Source organism: Pantoea sp. Cr_R13 (assembly GCF_029222565.1).
Classification (GTDB): Bacteria; Pseudomonadota; Gammaproteobacteria; order Enterobacterales; family Enterobacteriaceae; genus Pantoea; species Pantoea eucalypti.
Window position 1 is genome coordinate 171,955 of sequence record NZ_JARHXL010000009.1, and the last position, 24,911, is coordinate 196,865.

Here is a 24,911-nt window from a genome sequence, read left to right on the forward strand (position 1 = left end):
GTAGATTCAGTTATGTTCGTTATCTCAGATACATTTCACTAAACTGCTAATCCTGAAAGCCGGATTTTTTAAAAACGTCTGCTACAAAGTCCATGAATACAATCGCCCGTTTTGGCAGAAGTCGGTTGGCAATATAAACAGCCTGAACAGGAACGGGCGGCGCAGTATAATCCGTCAGCAATAATTGCAGTTCGCCACTTTCCAGCCCCTCTTTGAACAACCATTTAGGACCCTGTGCGATCCCAACTCCCGCATTGACAAATTTCTGTATTGCTTCAGGTGAATTGACCCTGAGCCGGCCAGTAACAGGAACATTAATATCCTGAAACCGCCAGGTGGCTCCTGTCGTCAACAGGGTATAGATCAGACAATTGTGTTTTTTTAGATCTTCTGGCGTATCAGGGGTGCCGTGTTTAGCCAGGTACTTATCACTGGCAACACAGACTCGCTCAAACATACCAAGCCTGCGGGCATGCATAGAACTGTCTTCCAGGTGGCCGATCCGTATTGCCAGCTCAGCCCCTTCATCAACGAGATTTATATAGCGGTCATTAATCTGAAGGTCCAGTGCCAGCTCAGGATTGCGCTCTAAAAAGTCCGGGATGTGCGGAACTAAGAATGTATGGGCCAGTGCTGTCGGGCAGGCAACGCGTAACAGCCCTGTTGGTCTGACATTTTCTCTGAAAGAGGACTCTGACTCTTCGACAGCATCCAGAATACGTCTTGCTTCCAGATAATAACGTTCGCCTTCAGGCGTTAATGAGATCCTGCGGGTCGATCTGTGAAGTAATCTGGTCTGCAAATGCTCTTCGAGGGTTGCTACATGACGACTGACGTTCGGTTGTCCTAAACCTAAATCTCTGCCAGCTGCGGTAAAGCTGCCGGTTTCAACGGTACGGACAAAACATGTCATCAAAAGTAATTTATCCATCCGACGTTCCATTTATGCTTTTATCACATGAATCATATGCATTATTACAATCTTATCACTAAATAAGCATGAGCATATAGTGTCTCCTCATCGGCCATTCGCCGATCCGCTGTTAAAGCCAACAGGAGAGTTTCAGATGTCCAGACTTAAAGGTAAACGCGCACTGATTACAGGTGGAACAAGTGGCATTGGTCTTGAAACGGCTAAGCTCTTTGTTAAAGAGGGTGCACGCGTAATTGTGACTGGTGTTAACCCGGATTCAATCGCAAAGGCAAAATCAGAACTTGGTAATGATGTATTAATCGTGAGCGCTGATTCCGCTAATATAGATGCACAAAAGGCACTCGCTCAGGCGGTTAAACAACACTTTGGTGAACTTGATATTGCTTTCCTGAATGCGGGTATATCAATGTATATGCCCGTTGAAGTATGGACAGAAGAAATGTTTGACCGCATTTATGCTATCAACGTTAAAGGTCCTTACTTCCTGATGCAGGCGCTGCTGCCCGTGTTCGCAAACTCAGCATCAGTAGTATTTAATACCTCTGTGAATGCGCACACTGGACCCGCAAACTCTTCAGTTTACGGCTCAACGAAAGCAGCATTACTGAACATGTCTAAAACACTTTCAAATGAATTACTTCCACGTGGAATCCGTATTAATGCAGTGAGTCCGGGTCCTGTTGATACACCGCTTTATGATAAGGCGGGCATCCCGGTGGAATACCATGATCAAGTGATGAAAGATATTGTTGCTACCATTCCTGCAGGCCGTTTTGGTAAGCCTCATGAAGTAGCTCAGGCAGTGCTTTACTTCGCATCTGATGAATCTGCATGGACCGTGGGTTCAGAGATTATTATCGACGGCGGCGTTTCAATCTAAACCTTCAAATAAAATCATCCTTCTATCACGCCCGCCCTCTCCTCTTTCATGGCGGGCAATTATATTAACTGGAGTCAGAAATGCCTGCCCATGATTTGACACTGATTAGCCATCCACTATGTCCATTTGTGCAGCGTTCAGCGATCGTGCTACTTGAGAAAAATGTGCCGTTTTAACGCATAAATGTTGACTTGTCGGCAAAGCCTGAGTGGTTTATTACTCTTTCACCTACAGGTAAAGTACCACTACTTAAAATACGCAAAGCTGGTGGCGAAGATGCCATCCTTTTCGAGAGTATGGTGATTTGCGAATACCTTAATGAAACGCAAGGCGGCAATCCGATGTATGCTGAGGATGCATTAGTCAGAGCCAGACAGCGCGCATGGATCGAGTTTTCTGCATCAATGCTCGGGAATTTATGGCAATTTTTGAACGCCTCTGAGCAGGCCATTGCAGACAGCAAGCGTACCCTGTTCCGTGGTCAGCTTGAACGCATAGAATCTGAGTTGAGTTCAGGGCCTTATTTTTCTGGTGCAAAATTCAGCATGGTTGATGCCGTCTATGCGCCCATATTCCGGTACTTCTCAATAATTGACGCATCAATGACTGAGAGAATTTTTGAGGGACTCCCTCGTGCCTCCGCATGGAAAACTGCACTTGCAGAAAGGGAAAGCGTAAAAGCTGCTGTGTCATCAGATTTTGAGGAGCGTTTCAATTTTCATCTTCGCCAGCAGTCTGCCATTCTCTCTACCTGACGATGTTTTAAGAGGAACCGTGCCCTGCTCCCGGTTTATTAACAGATGCCAATATTAGTTCTGCACCTCTAAAGTTTATGAGAGGGTAACGTTCACTTTGAACCAGAAATGAACGCTTACGTTTTAACAATGCAGTTATATAATTGGGAGAATCCTGTATAAGGCTGGATTATCAAATAAAGCCGTCCAGAGACGGCTTAAGATCATTTACGTGGTTTACCTGCATCCGAGCGTTTCTCCCGAACTCTTCCATCGTTGTTACGATCGCGGGGCTGTGTACCTCCGCCGGGTTTAGGAACAACTACACCAGGATTGAGTGGTCTTCTATCTGCCATAATTCCTTTTCCTTATAGAATGGCAAAAGTGCCGCCTTTTTTAATACGCCGGGTATCGTGATCTTTCAATCTCAATAAGAAGATATGTTGCGCGGCATCATCTTTTTTACTCTCTTCGTTTAAAACGGATATCGACGTAATGTTAGTCCGCTCTGTGCCAGAAGAAAATTAAGATCACTCCAGCATTTAACAAGAAGGCACACCCATGTGACTGAGTCATAAAAATCTGAGCGAAGACATGGCCGCCCCCGATTCGGGAGGCTGCCGTGCTACCCGCGAGATACTGGATCGTATTGGCGATGAATGGAGTCTTTACATCATTGCTTCGCTGGCAAACGGGAAGCGACGATTCAGCGAGTTAAAACGCAATATTGAAGGAATCTCCCAACGTATGCTGACGCTGACATTACGGGGAATGGAACGCGACGGTAATGTTACCAGAACGGTCTATCCGACTATCCCGCCACGCGTTGAATACGAACTCACCGAACTGGGCCGGACGCTGTTAGTGCCAGTCATGGCGCTGGTGAACTGGGCAAACGACAACCAGTTTAATATTGCCGAAGCACATAAACGCTTTAACCTGGCGCGCGAATCCGATGAGTAATAAGCCTGAAGAGTGATTAAGGCAGTCATTGCCGCCATTTGATGGCCGATATCCGATTGCGTTTAAGCGTTCATCGATGTGCTGATATGTCGACGCTGTCCGAACAAGTGAAATCAATGCGCGTCGTAAAAGATTAATCTCCGGGCTATTTCTCTGACTGAATAAAAACGCCGTCTGAAATTGTCTTTTTGCCCCAGCCGGGATGCATGTTTAATTTGGCCTCACGGCCGGTTATCACCGTTTTGAACCAGCAACCTGGTGATTTATGAACAGCACTTTTTCAGCCATCTTAGTCAATCTGCGATCGGGGCAACTGCTTTCATCGTCAGGCAGGACAATAAGAGCTAAAAGAGAACCTTTCTCTATCATAATCATCGAAAGACCCACCGCTTCATCACCAGGCGTCATACGAAACATTTTACGCGCGGACGTCGCCTGCTACTCTGTGTTATTAATCTGAACACATCTCATTGATGGCGAAGGATATATCCCAATCCGCGTATACTTTTAATCTGAAAGCCTGAATCCTGGCATAACTTTTTCTTCAGCCGGCATATCAGCACACTAATAACATCGTCATTTCGCAGGTCAGAGTCTGAATAAAGCTGTCCCATCATTTCGTCTCGGGTAACGACCTTTCCATTTCGCTTCATCAGCAATTCTGCTACGAGATATTCAAAGTTGGTCAGCTCCACCTCCGTACCATCCCTTAAGAGCTGTCTGCCGGATAAGTCCAGTTCATAAGGCGGAAGCTGAATGCGGTTTGAAGTGAGTCCCTGCCCTCGCCGCTCAATGGCGCAGATACGCGCCACGAATTCCTCAGGCTCAATATCACCGGAAACAATGTCATCTGCACCAGCGTTATACGCAGCAATCCTGAGCGCTTTCGTGCTTTCGAAGGCTGTTACGATCACCGGCGTTATAAATCCTCTTTTTCGATAACGCCTGATAAGCGAACAGTGCTGCTCGCAAAGCAGAGAAGTACTGATAATGAACAGATCAGGGCTAAACTTTTTCAGCGAGCGAAGCGCATTATCAGTATCTGAAAATGTGTCCGTTACACATCCCAGCCGGGATATCAAAACAGGCGCGAAACGGGAAGAAGCCTGATTTTTATCAAATATCAGAATGCGCATATACCGGTCCGCAGGTCAAAAAGGTTAAGATTAATTGAACTTAAAATAACGTAATAGCACGTATTGTCAACTTCCTGATTTTATGATCACCTGCTTCACAAGACCGCATTCCTGTTACATCCTCTTTTCATAAGCCCGTTAATCTACCCGGACTTCATCAAACCAGAGTTTCATAGGATTCTGTGTGGTAACCGGCAGCCTGAAGAGCAAAACACACCTGCCTAGATTGTTAAGGCTAACTAATGTTTATTGGCGTCAGACGCATCACGGGGTAAAGCTGGTGGGCAACCAGGAAAATAGACGAATACTGATTTTTTCACAGAAGGATGTCAGTTTTTCGTTTACGTAAGGCCACATCAGGCGGGAAAGAAGACAGGCCAGCACCGAAACCAAAGCGGCTCCTGCCATATCAAGCGGAAAATGCACACCCAGAAATATACGCGACCAGGCCACGAACAGGGATAAAAACAGGATGAGACCGCCGCTTATGCGCGACCCGGCCAGCAGAAGCGAAAGACCTGCGCTGAAGAACAATGTTGCATGGTCACTGGGGAATGACGTTTCTGGCGCGTGATATATCCAGGTATGACCCAGCGGCACCATAAAAGAACGTGGCTGAAACCAGAGTGTCGTACACAAAAAGCCAAGTGTAAGGGCCGTTAAAATGGTGATCAGTGAAAAGAGAGCCCGCTGATGACCGTTTTTACCGCCCAGAAACCACTGACCAGGCAGCGTCAACGGGATAACATACAAAGTGTACTCTGCACAAATTGTGGCAAAAGCTATTAGCCCAGCTGACGAACCAGGGGCAGCATTCAGAAACAAAAACCAGCTTCTGTTCAGAAGCTCCAGTTTATTTATCACGTATTGAATCCACTGAGAAAGATAATGTGCCTTATTTTCTCCGGTAAAGATTAGTTTAACCTTAACAGCATTCTTATTGCATTCGAGGTGTTTTGGGCACACATCGCAAGACGATTACCACGGATAAATAATCAGGTTACATTTCAGATTTACTGGCTTAACCAAACTAAATTTTCGCCCAACCAAAAAAAGGGATTATCATTGCAGCTTATTTTATCTGCTGAGGTCAGGCAACTCAGCGCATTTTAAAATATAAACGCTCTCTGGCAAAGCATGGCACTGCTGGCGGAACAATTTTTTAAAAGTATTGCCCTTTAGTGATGCCCCCTTCTTTCGGGAAAATCTTAGTGCTATTGCAGTGCTGATTATAACCAGATAGTGAATTCCAGCTTTATCGCTGCAGCGTTTCTCGCTGACAGCAGAGCTGAAGAGATCATCACCTGAATACATATTTTCTCAGGCTTTTTTCCATTTTTGTCTTTTACTTCTGGCATTGAGGGCTTCGCTCGTCATACGCGTGGACCATGTTGAACGCCAGTGGTATTAAGCGGGACATTACATGAACAATCCAGTTCAGACTGCCCTAACTCTCCCTGTAAGAGGCGTTGCACGGGATTCTGGCAGAGGTTTACAGGGTTCTCGGGCTCTCCTGTTCTGAGATGAAAAAACAGGACTTTATGGCCGGTCATGAACAAGGCGACGCGTTACGTTTGCAGGTTCGCCTGGGAAGTGTTGTTCTGGCCATTCAGAAAAGTTAATGATTTAAAAAATGATGCTGCCTAATAAAATCTTAATGTTGGACAGGTACGATGCAACCTACACATAGCTACTGTTTTTTTGCACTAAAGGTGCAATCCCTGCGATGCAATTTGCCTGCCCTGTGCAGGCTTTTTTTATGCCTGTAATTTGTGATTTATAACTTCATTCAACATTAAAATTTAGCTTATATTAACGCTCCATCGCGTTATCCGCACTCCTCCGACGTATGGCATGCGGGTAACTGAGAGGGTACATTTTCCCATCACATTAAAAGCCTGCCCAGTGCGGGTTTTTTTATGTCCAGCGTGTTATCTCTGGCAATAATTAATTTTTAAGCGGGACTTATTATTGCCCTGTAGTATGCCTCCCACACACAGCTAACGTATGGCGTGCGTAAACGAGAGAATAATAAGATTCACCTGCCGATTTATTCAGCCTGCCATGTGCAGGCTTTTTTTATTATCACTGCTCTAAAAAACAAACCAGACGCCAGTAACTGACCGTGCAGATCATCAGACATCGGTAATCTCTGCTATTGCTCACAAGAGTCCTGACACGTTGAACGGCTCACTTCGTGCCTGACTCAGATGTTAATTTCGCGATGTTTATACCGTCGCGCCAATCAGTGTTGTCGGGCTAAGATGCCCCGTTTTCAGATAAAAGAGTGCGCCGGTTTCCGTAGCCCTGAGAGCCGGTAACGCTTCTGGCGGGAAGCGTAGCCAGCTTCCTTTGACATAAAGAGCGTCTGTGCCCATCAGTTCGCCTTCAAGAAGTAAAATTTCTGCTCCACCAAATGGAGGCGCACAGAACAACGGTTCACCCGCCCCAAGTCTCTGAAGCTGTGCAGTTTCAGAGACACCCGTAAATAACACGCAGTTTCGTCTTTGTGGCGTTCCGCACCAGTTATTTTCATCCCGGGTATTCATTCTGACTGGCTGACGTTCCTCAGCAGACATCTGCCGCAGCTTGACGAAAAGCGTCGTGCCATTCGCGCTGGAAGGTTGATGCGAGGATCCGTCCGGGCTACGAAGGTACCAGCCTGCCGGGTAGTCCACGCCATTTTCAGTAAAAGTCCCGCTCAGCACCAGAATCTCCTCTCCGCCGGGATGACTGTGCTCAGGGAAGAGGGAATTCGGGGCGTACCTGACCAGACTGGTCGCGCGGGCCTGCTCCTGTCCTATCCTGTCCAGCATGACGCGATCGACACCCTTTTGCGGAGAGGCGATCCAAAGATAGTTGTCAGGCGTAATGATAGCCCGTTGTGAGAAATCAGAATTCAGTAGCATCATGGTCAGTTTTTAAACGGCACGAGTAACCCTGCCGTATCTCCTTTTATTGGTCGGGAAAAGGGTTGTCAGCGTGCCGCGCTCGCGGTGAACTGGTCCGCGCCGTGCCATTGATGAGGTTAATCGCTACGGCAGGTGCTTAAGTTATCTCTTCTCGCGATGCACCGTTTATCTATTCCAGTTTAATAACATTCACAACGCCATGAGAAAGGAGTCTGGGAACACTGGCTCACTGCATCAGCATAGCGTGCCGGTAAATGCCCCTTCGTGAAGTTAATTATCAGAAACCCTGTCAACGTAAACAAATCATATAATCTTACGATGCAGAAAAGAAAAACTATGCCGGATAACGCGCTGATGAACCGGCTACCCTGCGGCATCGCTTCAAAGAGTCTATTGCTGACTGTCTCAGACAACATCCTGAAGAAGCCAGTCATGGAAAGTTTTGACCTCATGACGCATGGGATTGTCTGCAGGCGTAATAAGGTAGTAAGACCATTTTAGTGGCCAGCGATGATTGGGATGCAACTGGATCAACTGACCCGTTTCGATGAGTTGCTTCACCAGCGCGTGACGAACGATGGCCACACCCCGGCCGGTCAGGGCTGACAGGATGACAGGATGACAGCGGATGTCGAATTAATATGCAGGCCGCTTTCAAGGGCGTCAGGCGCATTAATATCTTTGAGCACATCGCTCCATGAGGGGAAGTCTGCGCCAGGATGAGGAGTGTCATCATGAATAAGCTTTTGTGTCGCGAGCCATTCACCACAGGCTATTTTTTCCGGAGGAGCCAGCCGGGGGCTGCAGACCAGCACTGCCTCTTCATCCATCAGCCAGGTTTTATTGACGCCGGGCCAGTCTCCTTTCCCGCATCTCACGCCGATATCGGCCTCTCAATGTGACACGTCCATCAATTTTTCCGTGACGTTAAGCCGCATATCTATTGCTTCATAGGCCTCTGAAAACCGGTTAAGCCGATCCATGAGCCAGTTCATCATCAGAACCTGAGAGGTGGTCACGATAACCACTGACCGTGCGCGGCGACCGCGTAGCTTGTTTAATCCGGTTTCGAGCTTATCCAGTCCCTGAGTGATCTCATGCAACGCTTCCTGCGCTTCATCAACAAGCGTCAGCCGTTCCTTGCCAGTGCGGGAACGGTGCAGAAGTGGGTGTCCGACCCACTCCTCCAGTGATCTGACCAACTGGCCTACGGCGGCTGGCGTAACACCCAGCTCACGGGCGGCACCGGTAAAGCTGCCGTTTCTGGCTGTCGCTTCAAAGGCGTGAAGCCATTTTAGTCGGTGGAGTGAACGCATCGAAGAGGTCCTGATTGGAAATTTGTCCCAGTATATCCCACCGGGAAAGATTTTCTTTCCTGACCCGCAATTTCTTCTCAGTCGTCAACCTGTCTGCAGGGTGGCATTCTGCTTTCACACGATGGAAAGCCGGGCTTTTCATTCATGACATTCAATTGAGTTTAAGAGGTTAGTGATGAACGCATCTTTTGCCGGTAAAAAATTGCTGGTGGTTGGCGGAACCAGTGGTATGGGTTTTGAAACAGCGAAACGGGTTCTTCAAAACGGCGGTAGTGTGGTTCTGGTGGGCAACCGTCAGGATAAAGCGGAAAAGGCTCGCCAGGCGCTGGAGGCCATAGGCGAGGTTTCCGTGATCGTTGCGGACCTGATGAAGGACGCAGGCACGAAACATGTGGTCGATAACATCAACGCTGAACATAGTGATATCAGCCTGCTGGTAAACGCAGCCGGTGTGTTCTTCCCAAAGGCATTCACCGAGCACGAAGCGACAGATTACGACATGTACATGAGCATCAACCGCGCAACGTTCTTTATCACCCGGGATGTGGTGCGTAATATGGTTGACGCCGGTATTGAAGGGTCTATCGTCAACATTGGCTCAATGTGGGCGAAGCAGGCAATCGGTGCTACGCCCTCTTCTGCCTATTCAATGGCAAAAGCCGGCCTGCACGCGCTAACAAAAAACCTGGCCGTTGAGCTCGGCGGAAAAGGCATCCGTGTCAATGCGGTCTCCCCGGCAGTGGTACACACCCCGATTTACGAGGGCTTCATTCCAAAGGATGACGTGAAGGATGTCATGAACAGTTTTGACAGCTTCCACCCAATTGGACGCGTAGGTACACCCGGTGATGTCGCAGAAACGGTGGTTTTCCTGCTGTCAGATAAGACGCGCTGGGTCACCGGTGCAGTGTGGGATATTGATGGTGGCGTGATGGCAGGCCGTAACGCCTGATAACCCGGCCGCACGTGGCTTTCTGCGTGCGATACGGGATACAGACTTCCGCCTTGAGATCCGCGCGATTAGCAATCGTCTGTCGTCCGTGAGTCACTGGCGCGCTTAAGGAAACAAAAGCGCGCCCAGGGACCTTTTTCGTTTTCCGGTAACATCCCTTACACTACCCCGCGCAGATTTTAACGAATACGCGTTTAAGGCGGCCATTCGGGTTTAAAGGTCGTGAGTCATCGCTGCTGCCAGCGCAGGCAACAGTATCTGTTTATCAGACATCTGGTCGCGCTAATACATCGTGCGGCTTTATCGGACGAATAAAGATCAGCCATTCAATCAGAGAACATAGAATGCTTTTAGCCACCCGCCCCACCTCAAAAACCCTGAATCAATGTTCATGTCAGTCATGAGTCGTCAGTTGTTCGTCTCTCTGGACGGACCCAAGGGCGCGGGAAAAACAACGCTGCTGGAAGCCATTACGCGCATGCTTCGGGCAGATAACAGAAAGGTAGTCAGACTTAGCGAGAAAAAAAGCGATCCTTTCAGGGCTGAATCAATGGTGCTTGTTAACAGACTCGCCAGAAATCCGTCCGTGGAACTGGAACGTGAGATCTGCAAACGCTTTGCGATCAGTCGCGCCTGGATTTCACAGAACGTACTGACAAAACAGCCGCCTGATAGCATTATCCTGATGGATCGCTGGTATCCGTCGGATGCTGCATTTCGAATAATGGTACCCTTTTCAGAGATTTTAGAACTTAATATTGAGCATGAGGTACGCGTACCCGACCTGCATGTCGGGGTGGTGACTGCTCCTGAGGTGTCATGGGAAAGAGCCGCAGCACGATCGCGTGGGCTGGGAAGTACAGTGATTCACAGGCTGGAAGAACATATTGCTTGTACCCACGCCTTCGGGCAGGAAGCTAACAGGCGCGGCTGGTTTTTATGCCGCAACGAAGAGACCATTGAGCAGGCCACAATTCAGGTGGTCGCTGAGATTTACCGCGTAATCCAGCGTCATGCAGACGGCGGTTTCTGACATTGTCTTTTTTCCAAAAAATCGCATTTTTTAACCTTTCAGAAAAACGTGTCTCTGAATATTAACTTGCCTGTAGTTAGTAATATTCAGATCAGCAATATTCAGATTAATAATGGCACATAAACCCATTAATACGCTTTAAAATCGCTTTACTTTTATGATTTAAAAGTAAAATGCATAATGCGTCGATATCTTTTGATGATAATCAACTGGGTTAGCATATACGCTCTGTTAAACTTTGCTTCGGGTCTGCTTAATACTGCGCGTTGAACCCTGTTAAACGTATGTGCGTACTTATCATTTTCGACAGCTTTGATTTTAAATCGTGACTCACATCACATTATCTTCACATCAACCGCACAAACTGTAGCTTTAAGTTCATTTTTACTTAACATTAACGTATATGAACAACTGATTTTTCAGGCGCCTGACATGCTCAAAATTTCATCGAGTGAATGTTTCGCAGTGGCTATTTCAGCGATTACTCTCGTGAGTTTTCTCTATATCTGGTTAACAGCTCACAACTTTTATTAACGGTTACTAATCAATTTTAAAAATAATTGTAGTGGCTCCATTTTTTTAAGGCTACGGAACATCTTCATGCCACGATTCAGAATCAGTCAACCTGTACTACACCGCGTTACGTTCATCATATTATTCTCACTCTATATCTCAGTATTTCTCAATTTCGCCTTTTACCGACAAGCTTATTCGCTAATAGCGTTTAACGATTTAAGTAATATTTTGTTTTTCCTCTCAATGCCCATTGTTGCGTTCAGCGTTATCAATATCGTCGTGACACTTGCCTCATTTTTGTGGCTGGACAGGATAACCATCGCGCTGTTTATCATCGTCTCAGCCGCCGCTCAGTACTTTATTCAGCATTACGGCATCATTCTTGATCGTTCAATGATCACCAATATGGTGGATACCACACCAGCAGAAAGCATGGCGCTGCTGACACCAAAAATGTTCGCGGTGATAATTTTTACCGGCATCTTTATGGCTGCGCTGGCTTTCTGGCCTGCTTTCAAAAAGTCGGTGCCGGTATGGAAAGGCGTGATTCAGCGTGGCATCAATCTGGTTATTTCTGTTGCACTGATAGCGCTGATAGCCATGTTTTTTTACAAAGATTACGCGTCACTGTTCCGCAATAATCATGAGCTGGTGAAATCCCTGAGTCCTTCAAATTTCATTTCCGCCTCGCTCTCTTATTACAATCACCGCGAGCGGGCTAACCTTCCGCTGGTAAAAATAGGCGAGGATGCGCATCAGCTTCCGGCCATGCTGAATGGACCTAAAAAGAACCTGACGATTCTGGTGGTGGGTGAAACATCCCGCGCCGCAAACTTTTCTCTGGGCGGCTATCCACGACCGACTAACCCTTTGCTGGCGGAAGAAAACGTTATCTATTTTCCTGACGTTTCATCCTGCGGCACATCCACGGCGGTCTCCGTTCCGTGTATGTTCTCGAACATGCCGCGCAGGCATTACGACGATGCTCTGGCAAGTCATCAGGAAGGATTACTGGATGTGATTCAGCGGGCAGGTCTGAGCGTTCTCTGGCATGAGAACGATGCGGGATGTAAAGGAGCCTGTGATCGGGTGCCGAACCAGGATATGACCGCGCTTAATCTTCCTGGTATGTGCATCAAAGGCGAATGCTATGACGAAGTCCTTTTTCATGGCCTGGAGGAGTATATCAACCAGCTTCAGGGCAATGGCGTGATTGTGCTGCACACTATCGGCAGCCATGGTCCGACCTACAATCATCGCTATCCGCCGGCGTTTGGCAAATTCACACCCACCTGTGATACCAATCAGATTCAGGAGTGTTCGCAGGAACAGCTGGTGAATACTTACGACAACACCATCCTGTATGCGGATTACATCGTCGATAAAGCGATTGAATTACTCAAAGCACATCAGGAGACATTCACCACCAGCCTGGTTTACCTGTCAGACCATGGTGAGTCACTGGGCGAAAAAGGTGTCTATCTGCATGGCCTGCCCTATGCTATCGCCCCTGAGGTCCAGACCCGTGTGCCTCTGCTGGTCTGGCTGTCGCCCGACTACCAGCAGCGTTATGCCGTTGACTACGGATGTCTGAGCCAGCAAGCCAGGACGCAAAGCTATTCCCAGGACAATCTGTTTTCAACCATGCTGGGGATTACCGGCGTGCAGACCGGGGAATATGTTGCGGCGGACGATATCCTGGCGACCTGCAGAAACAGGCCTGCTCAGAAGCAGGAGTGATAAAGCTCTGTATTGAACTGCACCTCAAAAGCGGGACACCCAGCTGAAGAAGGTGCAGTTCATGACCGGACGCTGGTCAGAAGCCCTTCTGAAGATCATCGCAAAGTGGATTACAGCCGCTCAAACAACATATCCAGAAAAGCGCGAACGGCGGGATTGGCCCGACGACTTTCGGGCCAGAGAACGGTGAGATTTTGTCGTTGCGTTGCAAAGTCAGTCAGCACGGGTAGCAGTGCACCACGCTCTACCCACGATGCCGCCATAAAACTGGCGGCCATTCCGATGCCGGCACCGGCAGCAATAGTGACAAGCACGGCTTCACTGGCATCCGTCACGATTGCTGATGAGGGCTGAATCTCAATTTCACGCGATCCAAGCGTAAAGGGCCAGCGAAACAGCTGACCAGTGCTTTTGTAAAGCAGATTAACTGTCTCATGATCCACCAACTCATCAGGATGCCTGGGCTCTCCACATCGTTTCAGGTAATCAGGCGAGGCATAACAACAGAGCTGATAAGGTGAGAGCTTCCGCGACAACAGACTTGAATCTGCCAGATCCCCTATCCGTAACGCGATATCCACACCTTCATCAATGACGTTTACGTGCTCGTCGCCGAGGCGCAGGTCAATCTTCACGTCAGGATGACGCTGGCGATACAGCGGCAACAGAGGTGCCAGCAGATGTAAACCGACCGGAAGCGAAGCGGCGATACGCACAGTGCCGCCAGGTTGCGCGCGCGCCCGTTTTGCTGCCTGTTCAATTTCTTCAGCATCCCGCAACAATCGTAGGACCCGCTCATGCAGGTCGCGCCCTTCCGGCGTCAGCGTAATTGACCGCGTGGTTCGCGTAAAAAGCACCACGCCTAATTGTCGCTCCAGCCGCTGAATATTTTTGCTGATTGATGAAGGCGACACAGACAGCGCCCTGGCAGCAGCCGTATAGCTACCCAGCGATCCTGCTCGCGCAAAGGCGATTAGCCCTGTCAGGCTATCAATACCGATTTGTTCTTTCATGGCACAAGTAAAACGAAACAGGACCCCATTATCAACCTCTGGTTATCGTTTTATCCTTCTGCATTAACTGTGAAACCGAGGAAAAGACGATGAGTAAAGTGATGAAAGCGGTACGCTTGCATGCGTTTGGTGGGCCGGATGAGTTGCATTATGAAGATGCGACCATGCCAGTCCCTGTCGCCGGTGAAGTCCTGGTGCGAGTGTATGCAGCGGGAATCAATCCACCGGATCTCTATCTGCGGGAGGGTTATCGTACTTTGCCACCTGAATGGCAGCCCAGTCCGCAGTTTCCGCTGATTCCCGGCACCGATGTCTCTGGCGTGGTTATGGCTGTTCATGACGATGATACCGGATTTCGTGTTGGCGATGAGGTCTATGCGATGATCCGATTCCCGGATAATCTCTTTACCGGCAGCGGCGGGTACGCTGAATATGTCACTGTTCCGGCAAAACAACTTGCGCTGAAACCTCGCAACATAAACCACGTGCAGGCCGCTGCAGCGCCGATGTCTCTTCTGACAGCGTGGCAATTTCTGGTTGAAACCGGCCACGATGCTCCCAATCCTTTTCAGTCGTTTCCTCACGTTCCTGTCGCATTAAAGGGCAAAACCGTTCTGGTTAACGGTGCGGGAGGCGGTGTTGGACATCTTGCCGTGCAGATTGCCTGCTGGAAAGGCGCACATGTCATTGCCGTGGCGTCGGGGCGTCATGAATCCCTGTTACGAGAGTTGGGCGCAGAAACTTTTATGGATTACAAAAAAGTAGCGCCAGAGGCACATGTTAAAAATATCGATCTGGTTATTGATACGGTGGGCGGCAATGACATGGCGCGATTTCTTCGCGTCATCCGGCCTGGCGGCGCTCTTTATCCGGTTAATCCGCTGGGGTTTACGGACTACGATGAAGCCGCCCGCCTTGGTGTGACTGTCTCATCCATTCAGGTCCGCTCCAGCGGGAAGCAACTAAATGACGCCGCGGTGTTACTGGAAGACGGAACATTGCGGATAGTGGTTGAGAACACCTGGCCACTATACGAAGCCGCGAAAGCCCATGAGCGTGCTTCACGGGGCAGTATTCAGGGCAAACTTGTTCTTACGTTCGCGTGAAAACAGGCTCAGTCCCCGTAAAGACTGAGCCGAACCCTGAGTCCTGCCCTGCGTGACGCCAGAGAGAATGTATGGGTTAACTGCATCGCCACGCTGGTTAGCCGTTATCACCTGACATTTTCAGGGACGAACCACCGTCAGTCTAAACGGGCCACTGTTTTCGGCGGCATGGCTGACGGCAGTGTTAATCTCATTCAGAGCAAACGCTGTAACGGCATAGTGGCTGAGGTCCAGCAACCCTGAGCGAACCATCCCCACCAGTGTGTAAACAGCCTGAGGTTCATACATCCACTGTCCTCTGATCGTGATGAGATTTCGCATAATCCACGGATAGGGCAACGCAAGATCATCGCCACCCAGCATGCCAACACCCCCCATCAGCACAGCACGACTATAAGGTCTCACCGTCATAAGGGCATTACGCGCCACGGATGCCAGGGCTGAGGGCGGGAGCAGGTCGAGCACGGCATCTATGGGGCCACCCGCTGCGCTTTTCATCGCAAAGATGTCATCATCGGCTTTACCGCTAAGTGTGACGGTTTCTATACGCGAACCAAACCGGCTTCTGAGATCCTCCAAAACCTGTGTGTTTCGACCAGGCGCGACGACTTTACGGGCACCCATCGCGATAGCAGCCAGCACAGCTGAACTGCCAAAATTACCCGTGGCACCACTTACAAGGAGGTTTTCACCCGCTTTAAGATCCATGGCCAGCAAACCGCCATAGGCCACCAGCAGTGTATTGATAGCGCACCAGACAGCGGCGTCGGCAGGATCGATATCACCGATAGGGACTGCATTTTCAGTGGGAACACGAATCTGTTCAGCGAAGCTGCCATTAAGATGATACTGCTGAAGTTTTTGCCCGCCTTCACCTCTCGCACTCCAGCCCTGCAACACAATTTCAGGCGATTGTGCGTTATCCCTTGATCGTACTGTCGGATCACAAAAAACCCAGTCACCCGGTTTGAGCCACGCAGCATCGGGACCTGTTTCGCGCACCCTGCCAATGGCGCCACAGCCAGGAATAACCGGCGTGGGTAAAAGATAGCGTCTTGCGCCACTGAACACCTCACTGGCATAGGAAAGAATCGGAGCCGCGACAACGTCAACGATCACCTCACCGGTTCCCGGAGTCGGTGGCGGGACATCCTGAATACTGAGCGGTTTACCAAACGATTCGAGCACAGCTGCTTTCATAGTGTTACCTCTCATCTCTGTTGAGAAAACGACTATAAAAGGGCCGAACAGTTGCGAAAATAGACTAGTTTTATAGAGGTATAAATGACGACCAGGTTAACGCATGCTGCCAAAAAATGAATTAAGTCATTTTCTTCGCTCCCGCCGTGCCCGGATCAAGCCAGATATCAGGGCTGAAGGCACACGTGAAAGGCGTCGTACGCCAGGATTAAGGCGAGAAGAGGTCGCAGCCAGAATTGGCATCAGCACAGAATGGTATACGAAAATTGAACAGGGACGGGTGGAGACGCTTTCTCATCGTATTGTCAGTGCGCTGGGTCGGGTGCTGGAGCTTGATAAGGTTGAATTACAGCATTTGCAGTCGCTAACCCGCCGCAAAACAGAAAGTGATAATGACAATGTCATTCCTGAGGGCGTTATCAGACTGGTCAGAGGATTAGCCGAACCCGCCTATGTCAGTAACCCGCACTGGGATGTGCTGATATGGAACAGCGCGGCAGCAGAACTGATTACAGACTTCGGTCAGTTATCGCCGGAAGACAGAAACATCCTGATTTTCATGTTTACAACGTCTCAGGCCCGAACGCTGTTCGGAGAAACGTGGCATAAAGAAGCCCGGAGAATGCTGGGTCTTTTTCATGCTGACTACGATCGAAATTCACATGACCCTGCTTTCGCATCACTCATTAACCGCCTCGAGCACGCGTGTCCTGAATTTAGCGAATGGTGGAATGAACATGTGATAACAGCACCTGTCTCCGGAACAAAATGTCTGACAGGAAAAGATGGCGTGAAGCGAACCTTCAGTTATTCCAGCTTTATCTCGAATGATAACCCGTTGCTGAAGATGTCGATTTATGTGCCCGAGGAATAACATCACCCTGCCCCACTATTTCAGCGGACGGGCAGCTCAAACCCGCTATTCCCTTGCTAAGCGTTAGCGGACCAGGCGGATTGCTGCGTTATACGTCCTGCGAAAACCTCTTTCCGCTCTGCCATCCCAGAATAGGGAGAGTCACAAAGCGTGGCAGGCGTTCCTGTTCTGGAATCTGAAGGGCGATGCCATGCTATAAAGCTATACAGGATGCGTCCAGGTTATCTCATCTTTAGGGTAACCTCACCGTGAGAATGGAATCAGCCCGGTCTCCTGATAGGTCGCAATCAGGTTATCAAAAACTGTAATATCCTGACGGGTGCGGGCAATTAACTGCGCACCCGCTACGGCAGTGTATATAGCCAGCGCATGCTGAGCATGTTTCTCTGTAAGGCCAGGTTCCTTTTCGCTGAGCACGGCTCTCAGCCAGTCAACATTCGCCTCCACGAAACACTGCACTTCCTGTTTCACTTCCTCAGGCAAATCTTCATATTCCGCCGCCATGAAACTGGAAAGACAGAGTCGGTTGGCATTTTCAAGAGACATGCGGAAAATCTGCGGATAGCGCTGTAACGCCTCATCGGGTGAAGCACTTTGCTCCCGGATGGTCTTTAAAACCTCTACTGTATCCTGCCAGTAACGGTTGGCGACGGCGGCGCCAAGGTTTGCTTTGCTGGCAAAGTGATAGTAGATGCTGGCGTTTTTAATCCCCACCTCATCAGCGATGCTGCGAAAATTAATACCGTTGTAGCCATGATTCTGGGCAGCATTCTTTGCTGCGGCCAGGATAGCTTCACGCGCATTAAGGCTCATAACACTGTTTTCCATGAAAAGGTAAAGACGCATTATAAACGTAAAATTTTTACCTGCCAACTGACAGGCAGGTGTTGACAGCATAAAAAAAGCGCGCCAGAATTAAACTACCAATTGACAGGTAGGTAAATTAATCATGACTGATATCAACACGGCTTCTGCAGTTTCATCACTGACTTCAATGAAAATCTATGACTGGTATGACGGCCCTTATCCTGCACGGGTCAGAATAGCTTTAGCGGAAAAGGGATTACTTTCTCAGGTTGAATTTATCCCGGTAAATCTCTGGGCAGGTGAGCATAAAAAGCCTGAGTTTTTAGCCATCAACTACTCAGGCACCCTGCCGGTTTTAGCACTGAATGATGGAACGCTGATCGCAGAGTGCACCGCAATTACGCAATATCTGGACGTGCTGGATGATAACCCTGTTCTGACAGGCGTTACTCCGGTAGAAAAAGGGGTTATCCATATGATGACCAAACGGGCTGAAATTGAGTTTCTTGATGCGGTCAGCGTCTATTTCCACCATGCCACCGCAGGACTGGGCCCAGAGGTTGAACTTTATCAGAATCAGGAATGGGGTGAGAAAATGCGCGAAAAAGCCATTCGTGGTATGCGCTATTTCGACAACGTTTTACGCTCGCAGCCGTATGTCGCGGGCAATGCGTTTTCAATGGCCGATATCGCCGTAACAGGTGGAATGATCTTCTCGGCTCTGGTAAACCTTGCTGTGCCTGACGACTGTACTGCCCTGAAAGCGTGGTATACAAACATCCAGAGTCGCCCAAGCTATCAGCAGTGGCAGGCACTGGTTGAAGCGGGCCGCCCGATTTTTAATCCTTAATGTCAGGATAGTGCGTTTACAGGCTCGTCTGAATCACGAAGTCTGACGGATAAAGAACCCGGAAATGATACCGTAATGCCGATCAGTTAAAGCAGAAGTGATCGGCTGAACGATCCGGTGGCTGTGTGAAAATCCGTAATCTCCAATGGATGATTACGGATTTTTTTATGCTAATCAGCCAGGTCCCTGATGTCGTCATTGAGTTCAAACCCAAAGCGTTACTGTTCTCTCAGATCTGCTCTCTCTGATCTGCTTTTCCCCTGAACGCATTGATGCGTGTCTGGCTGATACCGGTGTCGTTACGGTAGTTAAACGCCCACTGTTCATAGAGATGATGGTCCAGGCCGTGACCGGCATCTGTCGATACTGCTTCATCAATCACCAGCAGGCGAAGCCTGATGCCTCTTTCGACTGTACGCCGCTCACATCACCTTTCTCAAAAATTATGAATTCAGGACGCGCAGTCCCGGCGCCCCGTCAGACTTCGCTTAGCGCTCTAACCAGCATTGCGCTCGAAATGGCTGTTCACAAAGGCGCGGCAGCGTGGCGAGATGGGGTCAAGGAACACCTGCTCCGGCGAACCGGACTCCTCAATCATGCCCTGATGCAGAAACACCGCTTTGTTCGACACGTCACGCGCAAAACCCATTTCATGCGTCACGATAATCATGGTGCGTCCCTCTTCGGCCAGGCTGCGGATCACCCGTAACACCTCGCCCACCAGCTCCGGATCCAGCGCAGAGGTTGGTTCATCAAACAGGATCGCTTTAGGCTGCTGCGCCAGCGCCCGGGCAATTGCCACGCGCTGCTGCTGGCCGCCGGATAACTGGGACGGCCAGGCATCACGTTTTGCATAAAGTCCCACTTTATGCAGCAACGCTTCCGCTTCTTCAATCGCCTCTTTATGGCTGCGCTTCTGCACATGAATCGGCGCTTCAATGATGTTCTGCATGACAGTTTTATGCGGCCACAGGTTGAAGCTCTGGAAAACAAAGCCGAGCTGCATTCGCATCAGCTTGATGCGACGTCGCTGCTCGCGGCTCAGTTTCTCATCGGCGTTATCCAGCGTGACGTTAATGTCGCCCACCGCAACTTCACCCGCCTGCGGCACTTCAAGAAACGGTATACAGCGCAACAGTGTACTTTTGCCCGACCCGCTCGCACCAATCAGCGAAATCACATCGCCATCCTGCGCGGTCAGGCTGATATCGTGCAGCACTTCGTGTCCCGCATAACTCTTTCTGAGATGACTCAGCATGATGGTAGGTGCGGTCATGATCGTGCTCCAAAATAGTAAGGTGATAAGCGTCGTTCCAGCATCGATACGCCTTTGCTCACCAGCATAGTGAGTATCAGGTAGATCACCGCTGCGCTCAGGAATACTTCGAGGGCCCTGAAAGTAGAAGAGACGATGGAGTCGGCAATGCCGGTCATCTCCATCAGGCTGATGGTGCTGACCAGTGACGTTGCTTTGATCATCGAGATGATTTCATTACTGTAGGCGGGTAGCGCCTGACGAATCGCAATCGGCAGGGTGATGCGCGTAAAGATTTTGTACGACGACATGCCCGACACTTTAGCGGCCTCCAGCGACTGCTGGCTGACGGCACGCAAGCCGCCGCGCAGGATTTCTGAGGTGTAAGCAGCATCGTTAAGAATCAGCGCCAGCAAACCACACCAGTACGGATCACGTAGCAGTGGCCAGAACAGGCTATCACGCACCGCCGGTAAACTGCCGAGGCCGTAATAGACCATAAAAATCTGGATCAGCAACGGCGTACCACGAAACAGCCACACGTAAAAACGACAGAAAAGGCTCCCTGTGCGAGTCATGCGCAGCAGATTAAGCAGCAGTGCCAGCACGCCGCCGCCCAGCAGCGAGAGCAATGCCAGATTAATCGTCAGTGGCAATCCTTTCAGCAGTGCCAGCAGCGTCTGCTGTAAAAACATGATATCCACGTGGACTCCTTACCCCTTCACGCGCTGTTGACCGCGCATCGCAAACTTTTCCACGTAGCGGAAAACCATATCGGAACAGGTGGTGATAATCAGGTAGATCACCGCACCCACGCTGTAGAAGAAAAAGGACATTTGGGTGGAGTTGGCTGCCGTGGAAACCTGATTCATGGTTTCCACCAGCCCGGTGACGGAGACCAGCGCCGACTCTTTGATAACAGATTGCCACTGGTTGCCCATGCCCGGCAGCGCAGTGCGTAACGCCTGCGGCACGATAATGCGTCGAAACATCATCAGCCGCCCCATGCCGGTTACCGTCGCGGCTTCCAGCGTACCGCCCGGAATGGCGTAAAACGCGCCGCGAAACACACCACTTTGATAGGCGCCGGAGATCAGCCCGATGGCGATCGCACCTGCGACAAAACCGTTCACATCGAACGGTCCCTGGAATCCCAGCGCGGTGCCCACGGTGGAGACCACCTGGCGTCCACCAAAGTAGAACAGATAGATCACCAGCAGTTCCGGCACGCCGCGAAACAGTGTGATGTAGCCTGCCGCAAGCCGCTGCTGCCAGCGCGATCCAGCAATCTGCATCCAGCAAAGTACGCTGCCCAGCATCGCTCCCAGCAACCAGGCGCAGAGTGATACGCTGACAGTAACGGCTGCGGCGTTAAGCAACACACCACCCCATCCCTCATCGCCGAAACCCAGAATCTGCCAGTCAATATTCATCAACATCAGCCGTTACGCTTTTGGCGCGACATCTTCGCCAAACCATTTAATCGACAGTTTGCTCAGCGTTCCGTCTTTGATCATCGAGTCCAGTGCCTGATTCAGCGTCTGCTGCAGTTCGCTGTTGCCTTTACGCAGACCAATGGCCGAACCCGCACCCAGCACGCCACCGGAGAAGCCATAGCCGCTGCTACTAATTGCATCAGCGTGTTTTTTCACAAACGCGTTGAGGTTTGTACGTGAAGCCATGACGGCATCAACACGGCCATTCATCAGGTCAGCGAAGGTTTCAGGACCGGCCTGATACGTGCGAATGGTGGCGACATCGCCCAGATATTTTTGCAGGAAGTCCGCCTGAATGGTGGCAACCTGCACCGCAATCGTTTTTCCTTTAAAGGTGGTTTTCAGATCGTCGATTGCTTTTTTCATGCCAGCATCGTCATCCGCCGTCACAACCGTGCCACTGCCTGGCAGCGTGGCCAGTGGGCTTTTTTTCGCGGTCACAAAACTTGAGACGCTGACGGTGTACTGATGGGTGAAATCGATCGCTTCAGCACGCTTTGGCGTCACAGTCACGGCGTCGACCACTGCATCATATTTACCGTCGATCAGGCCAGGAATCATGCCCGACCATTTCTGCGCGATGATTTCATATTTAAAGCCTGCACGCTTTGCCAGTTCCGCCACCATATCCGGTTCATAGCCCACGATTTTACCGCTCGGCGTAGTCTGGTTAAACGGAGGATAGGCCGCTTCGGTAGCAAACTTCAGTGTGCCGAAATCTTTCGCCTGGCTGAATGCGGAAGTGGCGAGCAGTGCCACGGTCAGAGAAGCCGTGAACAGACGGTTGCGCATCATCATAGAAACCTCATTTATTTATTATTAATAGAGCAAATCAATTGCAAGGCGGGTCAGCGCCTGCGTCCCGGCGGTAATGCTTCGTTCATCAGGCTGATAATCGGAATTATGCAGATGATCGTCCCGGCCTGGCGTGGCCGAACCAATATGGATCTGGCAACCCGGAACCCGTTCGGTGAACAGTGAAAAATCTTCGGCGCCAAAGCTGGCGCTGGGCTGCGCGATGATCGCTTTATCAAACTGATGCGACAGAATCTCTTCCAGTGAATCAATCAGGCGATCGTCATTCATTAATGGCGGCACACCACGCTGGAAGTTAACCTCCACGCGCACGTTCTGCGCCAGCGCCACCCCTTCGCACATCCGCTTAAATGAGGCTTCCATGGCAGCACGCACTTCTGGCGATTTGGTGCGGATGGTGCCCTGGAACAGACAGCTGTCAGGAATGATATTGTGGGTAGTCCCACCCTGAATGTGCCCGATAGTCAGGACGGCAGAATGTGCAGGATCGCGTTCACGAGAAATGATGGTCTGCAACTGGCTGATAAGATGCACGGTGGCGAGTATTGGATCGGTGCCCATGTGCGGACGTGCCGCGTGGGTGGATACGCCGTGTACCGTGACATCGAATTCGTCGCTTGAAGCGGTGCTGGCGCCACGCGTCAGGGCAACTTCCCCCGCCGCCAGTTCAGGCTTGTTGTGCAAAGTGACAGCCCAGTCGATGCCCTCCGCTACGCCGTCCGCGATCATCGCTTCAGCACCACTTTCGGGTGTCTCTTCTGCAGGCTGGAAAATCAGCCGGACGCGCCCTTTAAGCTGCTGACGATAGCGCGGTAATAACGTTGCTACACCCAGCATCGTCGCAGTGTGAATATCGTGACCGCAGGCGTGCATTTTACCAGGATAGCGGCTTGCAAAAGGCAAACCGGTTTGTTCGTGGATCGGCAGCGCGTCCATGTCGGCGCGCAACAGCAATGTTTTGCCCGGCTCTGCACCGTCGATATCCACCACCACACCGCTGCGACCTACACCGGTGCGGGGATGAAGTCCCTGCGCCTGCAGATAGTCGGTTACCAGACTGGCTGTGCGCAGCGTATCAAAGCCTAATTCCGGATGCGCATGGATATCACGTCGAATCGCCACTAATTGCGATTCCAGTTCATTAACTCCGGCTTTAATTTCCCCGGCCAGTCGTGCCTTTTCCTGATTCATCGCAGCCCCGGCAATATGCTATCGGCAGTCTGCTGCCGACGGTTTTATTTAACTCATCCTGAAGGTGGATGATAATGATGGTTTATTTATTCACAGCACGACTCAGAAAGCAACGCGGAATAACCCACAGTTAGTGATTTAAAATCAACAGGATAGACATATATATTGGAAAGGCGTATGAGATAGCAGCGGATCAGCAAGAATATTAATAATCCGCTGCATACTATTACTTTCCCTTATTTACAGAGGCGTTAATTCGCTTTTATTCGTGGTGTGAGCAAAAAATTTTGCCAGTATTTCCGCTAATTTCACCGGTTGTTCGTCAGGAATAAAATGACCACAGTTAAGGATAATTTCACTGCTAACCTGGTGCGCAACGGCGCGTAACGGTGTAGCCATATCAGGAATCGATCCCTGATCGGCGGAAATTGCCAGCAGTGGCACAGCCAGTTTACCTTTTTGCGCACGCTGGCGATTCTGCTCTGCCGACTGCGCAAAAGCCCGATAAAAAGCCAGCCCAGCCCGCAATGCGCCAGGTTGCTGGAAAACGCGCAGATATTCATGACGGGCCGCCGCGTCTATGCGATGTGGATTGGCTGACTTACGGTTAAAAAACCAGTCGAGATAGATCGCTTCTCTGCCAGTAATCAGTGCTTCCGGTAAATCATCCACGCAGTGAAAGCCGAAATGCCAGGTTTTCCAGGCGTTATCTCCCACTATCGGCAGTTGTTCAGGTAAGGTGACGCCGGGAATACCCCCATCCAGCAACGCAAGACTGCTGACGTTATCGGTATTATCCGCCGCCAGTGACCAGGCGATCCACGCCCCCACGTCATGCCCGACCAGATGAAAACGTTCAATGCCAAGCTGATGCAACAACTCCATGATGTTCCGGGCCACACTATCAGTGTCATAGCCCTCTGTGGGATAGTCGGAATCCCCCTGCCCTGGCAGGTCAGGTGCGATCACATGAAAGCGGCTGGCAAGCAAAGGAATAACCTCCCGCCAGGCATAACTGCTTTGCGGGAAACCGGCCAGCAGAACCACCGTCTCAGCGTGTTCACTACCTGCGCTGAGATAGTGCAGCCGCTGCGAGTCAATATGAATAAAGTGGTGCTGGTAAAGTGGATATAGGTGCATAAAACCTCCGGATAATAGGGAAACGATCACTTCCTTAATAAGCAAAA

23 protein-coding genes and 1 pseudogene are annotated in these 24,911 nt (G+C 50.2%); 9 read left to right on the forward strand and 15 right to left on the reverse strand.

Annotation, left to right across the window (positions count from 1 at the left end; all coding sequences use genetic code 11):
* Positions 1-46 precede the first annotated feature (46 nt).
* On the reverse strand, positions 47-931 hold the full coding sequence (locus P2R09_RS04780) for a LysR family transcriptional regulator (RefSeq protein WP_275767581.1): 885 nt from the start codon (positions 929-931) through the stop codon (positions 47-49).
* A gap of 136 nt (positions 932-1,067) precedes the next feature.
* Between P2R09_RS04780 and P2R09_RS04785 the strand changes: the two genes are divergently transcribed.
* The 3 genes from P2R09_RS04785 (at position 1,068) to P2R09_RS04795 (ending at position 3,511) form a co-directional block, all read left to right on the forward strand.
* Positions 1,068-1,814: an SDR family oxidoreductase gene (locus tag P2R09_RS04785; RefSeq protein WP_275767582.1), complete on the forward strand. Its 747-nt coding sequence runs from the start codon at positions 1,068-1,070 to the stop codon at positions 1,812-1,814.
* 191 nt (positions 1,815-2,005) lie between these two features.
* Positions 2,006-2,569 carry a glutathione S-transferase family protein gene (locus P2R09_RS04790; protein ID WP_275767583.1) on the forward strand — a complete coding sequence of 188 codons (564 nt, stop codon included), beginning with the start codon at positions 2,006-2,008 and terminating at the stop codon, positions 2,567-2,569.
* Between the two features lie 573 nt (positions 2,570-3,142).
* The gene (locus tag P2R09_RS04795; RefSeq protein ID WP_275767584.1) at positions 3,143-3,511 is read left to right on the forward strand and encodes a helix-turn-helix domain-containing protein; all 369 of its coding nucleotides are present in this window, start codon (positions 3,143-3,145) and stop codon (positions 3,509-3,511) included.
* Positions 3,512-3,978: 467 nt separating this feature from the next.
* Here P2R09_RS04795 and P2R09_RS04800 read toward each other — a convergent pair whose 3' ends face one another.
* From P2R09_RS04800 to P2R09_RS04815, 4 genes and pseudogenes are all read right to left on the reverse strand, one after another.
* Complete coding sequence (locus P2R09_RS04800) at positions 3,979-4,647, reverse strand: winged helix-turn-helix domain-containing protein (RefSeq protein WP_275767585.1); 669 nt, start codon at positions 4,645-4,647, stop codon at positions 3,979-3,981.
* A 264-nt stretch (positions 4,648-4,911) separates the two neighbouring features.
* Positions 4,912-5,508: an undecaprenyl-diphosphatase gene (locus tag P2R09_RS04805; protein ID WP_275768106.1), complete on the reverse strand. Its 597-nt coding sequence runs from the start codon at positions 5,506-5,508 to the stop codon at positions 4,912-4,914.
* Between the two features lie 1,367 nt (positions 5,509-6,875).
* A complete protein-coding gene (locus P2R09_RS04810) occupies positions 6,876-7,559 on the reverse strand; it encodes a cupin domain-containing protein (protein WP_275767586.1) in 684 nt (227 codons plus the stop codon).
* Positions 7,560-7,964: 405 nt separating this feature from the next.
* Positions 7,965-8,875: pseudogene (locus P2R09_RS04815) on the reverse strand (LysR substrate-binding domain-containing protein).
* 175 nt (positions 8,876-9,050) lie between these two features.
* Between P2R09_RS04815 and P2R09_RS04820 the strand changes: the two are divergent.
* The 3 genes from P2R09_RS04820 (at position 9,051) to eptA (ending at position 13,116) form a co-directional block, all read left to right on the forward strand.
* The gene (locus P2R09_RS04820) at positions 9,051-9,827 is read left to right on the forward strand and encodes an SDR family oxidoreductase (RefSeq protein ID WP_275767587.1); all 777 of its coding nucleotides are present in this window, start codon (positions 9,051-9,053) and stop codon (positions 9,825-9,827) included.
* A gap of 400 nt (positions 9,828-10,227) precedes the next feature.
* On the forward strand, positions 10,228-10,860 hold the full coding sequence (locus P2R09_RS04825) for a dTMP kinase (RefSeq protein ID WP_275767589.1): 633 nt from the start codon (positions 10,228-10,230) through the stop codon (positions 10,858-10,860).
* Between the two features lie 600 nt (positions 10,861-11,460).
* The gene (gene eptA / locus P2R09_RS04830) at positions 11,461-13,116 is read left to right on the forward strand and encodes a phosphoethanolamine transferase EptA (protein WP_275767591.1); all 1,656 of its coding nucleotides are present in this window, start codon (positions 11,461-11,463) and stop codon (positions 13,114-13,116) included.
* Positions 13,117-13,226: 110 nt separating this feature from the next.
* On the opposite strand, the gene P2R09_RS04835 is transcribed toward eptA, so the two are convergent.
* Positions 13,227-14,129 (reverse strand): LysR family transcriptional regulator, encoded by a 903-nt coding sequence (locus tag P2R09_RS04835; protein ID WP_275767593.1) that lies wholly within the window; start codon positions 14,127-14,129, stop codon positions 13,227-13,229.
* A gap of 89 nt (positions 14,130-14,218) precedes the next feature.
* Here P2R09_RS04835 and P2R09_RS04840 point away from each other — a divergent pair, with 89 nt between their 5' ends.
* Positions 14,219-15,235 carry an NADP-dependent oxidoreductase gene (locus P2R09_RS04840; protein ID WP_275767595.1) on the forward strand — a complete coding sequence of 339 codons (1,017 nt, stop codon included), beginning with the start codon at positions 14,219-14,221 and terminating at the stop codon, positions 15,233-15,235.
* 120 nt (positions 15,236-15,355) lie between these two features.
* Here the strand turns inward: P2R09_RS04840 and P2R09_RS04845 are convergent, their stop codons facing one another.
* On the reverse strand, positions 15,356-16,435 hold the full coding sequence (locus P2R09_RS04845) for an alcohol dehydrogenase catalytic domain-containing protein (RefSeq protein WP_275767597.1): 1,080 nt from the start codon (positions 16,433-16,435) through the stop codon (positions 15,356-15,358).
* A gap of 103 nt (positions 16,436-16,538) precedes the next feature.
* Between P2R09_RS04845 and P2R09_RS04850 the strand changes: the two genes are divergently transcribed.
* Complete coding sequence (locus P2R09_RS04850; RefSeq protein ID WP_275767599.1) at positions 16,539-17,309, forward strand: helix-turn-helix transcriptional regulator; 771 nt, start codon at positions 16,539-16,541, stop codon at positions 17,307-17,309.
* A gap of 243 nt (positions 17,310-17,552) precedes the next feature.
* Here P2R09_RS04850 and P2R09_RS04855 read toward each other — a convergent pair whose 3' ends face one another.
* Positions 17,553-18,122 carry a TetR/AcrR family transcriptional regulator gene (locus tag P2R09_RS04855; RefSeq protein WP_275767601.1) on the reverse strand — a complete coding sequence of 190 codons (570 nt, stop codon included), beginning with the start codon at positions 18,120-18,122 and terminating at the stop codon, positions 17,553-17,555.
* 136 nt (positions 18,123-18,258) lie between these two features.
* Here P2R09_RS04855 and P2R09_RS04860 point away from each other — a divergent pair, with 136 nt between their 5' ends.
* Positions 18,259-18,966, forward strand: coding sequence for a glutathione S-transferase (locus P2R09_RS04860; protein ID WP_275767603.1), 708 nt, complete (start codon positions 18,259-18,261; stop codon positions 18,964-18,966).
* A 229-nt stretch (positions 18,967-19,195) separates the two neighbouring features.
* Here the strand turns inward: P2R09_RS04860 and P2R09_RS04865 are convergent, their stop codons facing one another.
* From P2R09_RS04865 to P2R09_RS04895, 7 genes are all read right to left on the reverse strand, one after another.
* Positions 19,196-19,348, reverse strand: a complete 153-nt coding sequence (locus tag P2R09_RS04865; protein ID WP_275767605.1) for a hypothetical protein — start codon at positions 19,346-19,348, stop codon at positions 19,196-19,198.
* A 114-nt stretch (positions 19,349-19,462) separates the two neighbouring features.
* Positions 19,463-20,242 carry an ATP-binding cassette domain-containing protein gene (locus P2R09_RS04870; protein ID WP_275767607.1) on the reverse strand — a complete coding sequence of 260 codons (780 nt, stop codon included), beginning with the start codon at positions 20,240-20,242 and terminating at the stop codon, positions 19,463-19,465.
* A complete protein-coding gene (locus tag P2R09_RS04875) occupies positions 20,239-20,925 on the reverse strand; it encodes an ABC transporter permease subunit (RefSeq protein WP_275767609.1) in 687 nt (228 codons plus the stop codon). Before P2R09_RS04875 ends, P2R09_RS04870 begins: the two co-directional genes overlap by 4 nt.
* Positions 20,926-20,934: 9 nt before the next feature.
* Positions 20,935-21,660 (reverse strand): ABC transporter permease subunit, encoded by a 726-nt coding sequence (locus P2R09_RS04880; protein WP_192377975.1) that lies wholly within the window; start codon positions 21,658-21,660, stop codon positions 20,935-20,937.
* Positions 21,661-21,666: 6 nt separating this feature from the next.
* A complete protein-coding gene (locus P2R09_RS04885) occupies positions 21,667-22,515 on the reverse strand; it encodes a transporter substrate-binding domain-containing protein (RefSeq protein WP_275767612.1) in 849 nt (282 codons plus the stop codon).
* Positions 22,516-22,536: 21 nt separating this feature from the next.
* Complete coding sequence (locus P2R09_RS04890) at positions 22,537-23,724, reverse strand: M20 family metallopeptidase (protein ID WP_275767614.1); 1,188 nt, start codon at positions 23,722-23,724, stop codon at positions 22,537-22,539.
* A 240-nt stretch (positions 23,725-23,964) separates the two neighbouring features.
* Complete coding sequence (locus P2R09_RS04895) at positions 23,965-24,864, reverse strand: alpha/beta hydrolase (RefSeq protein ID WP_275767616.1); 900 nt, start codon at positions 24,862-24,864, stop codon at positions 23,965-23,967.
* Positions 24,865-24,911: the final 47 nt, after the last annotated feature.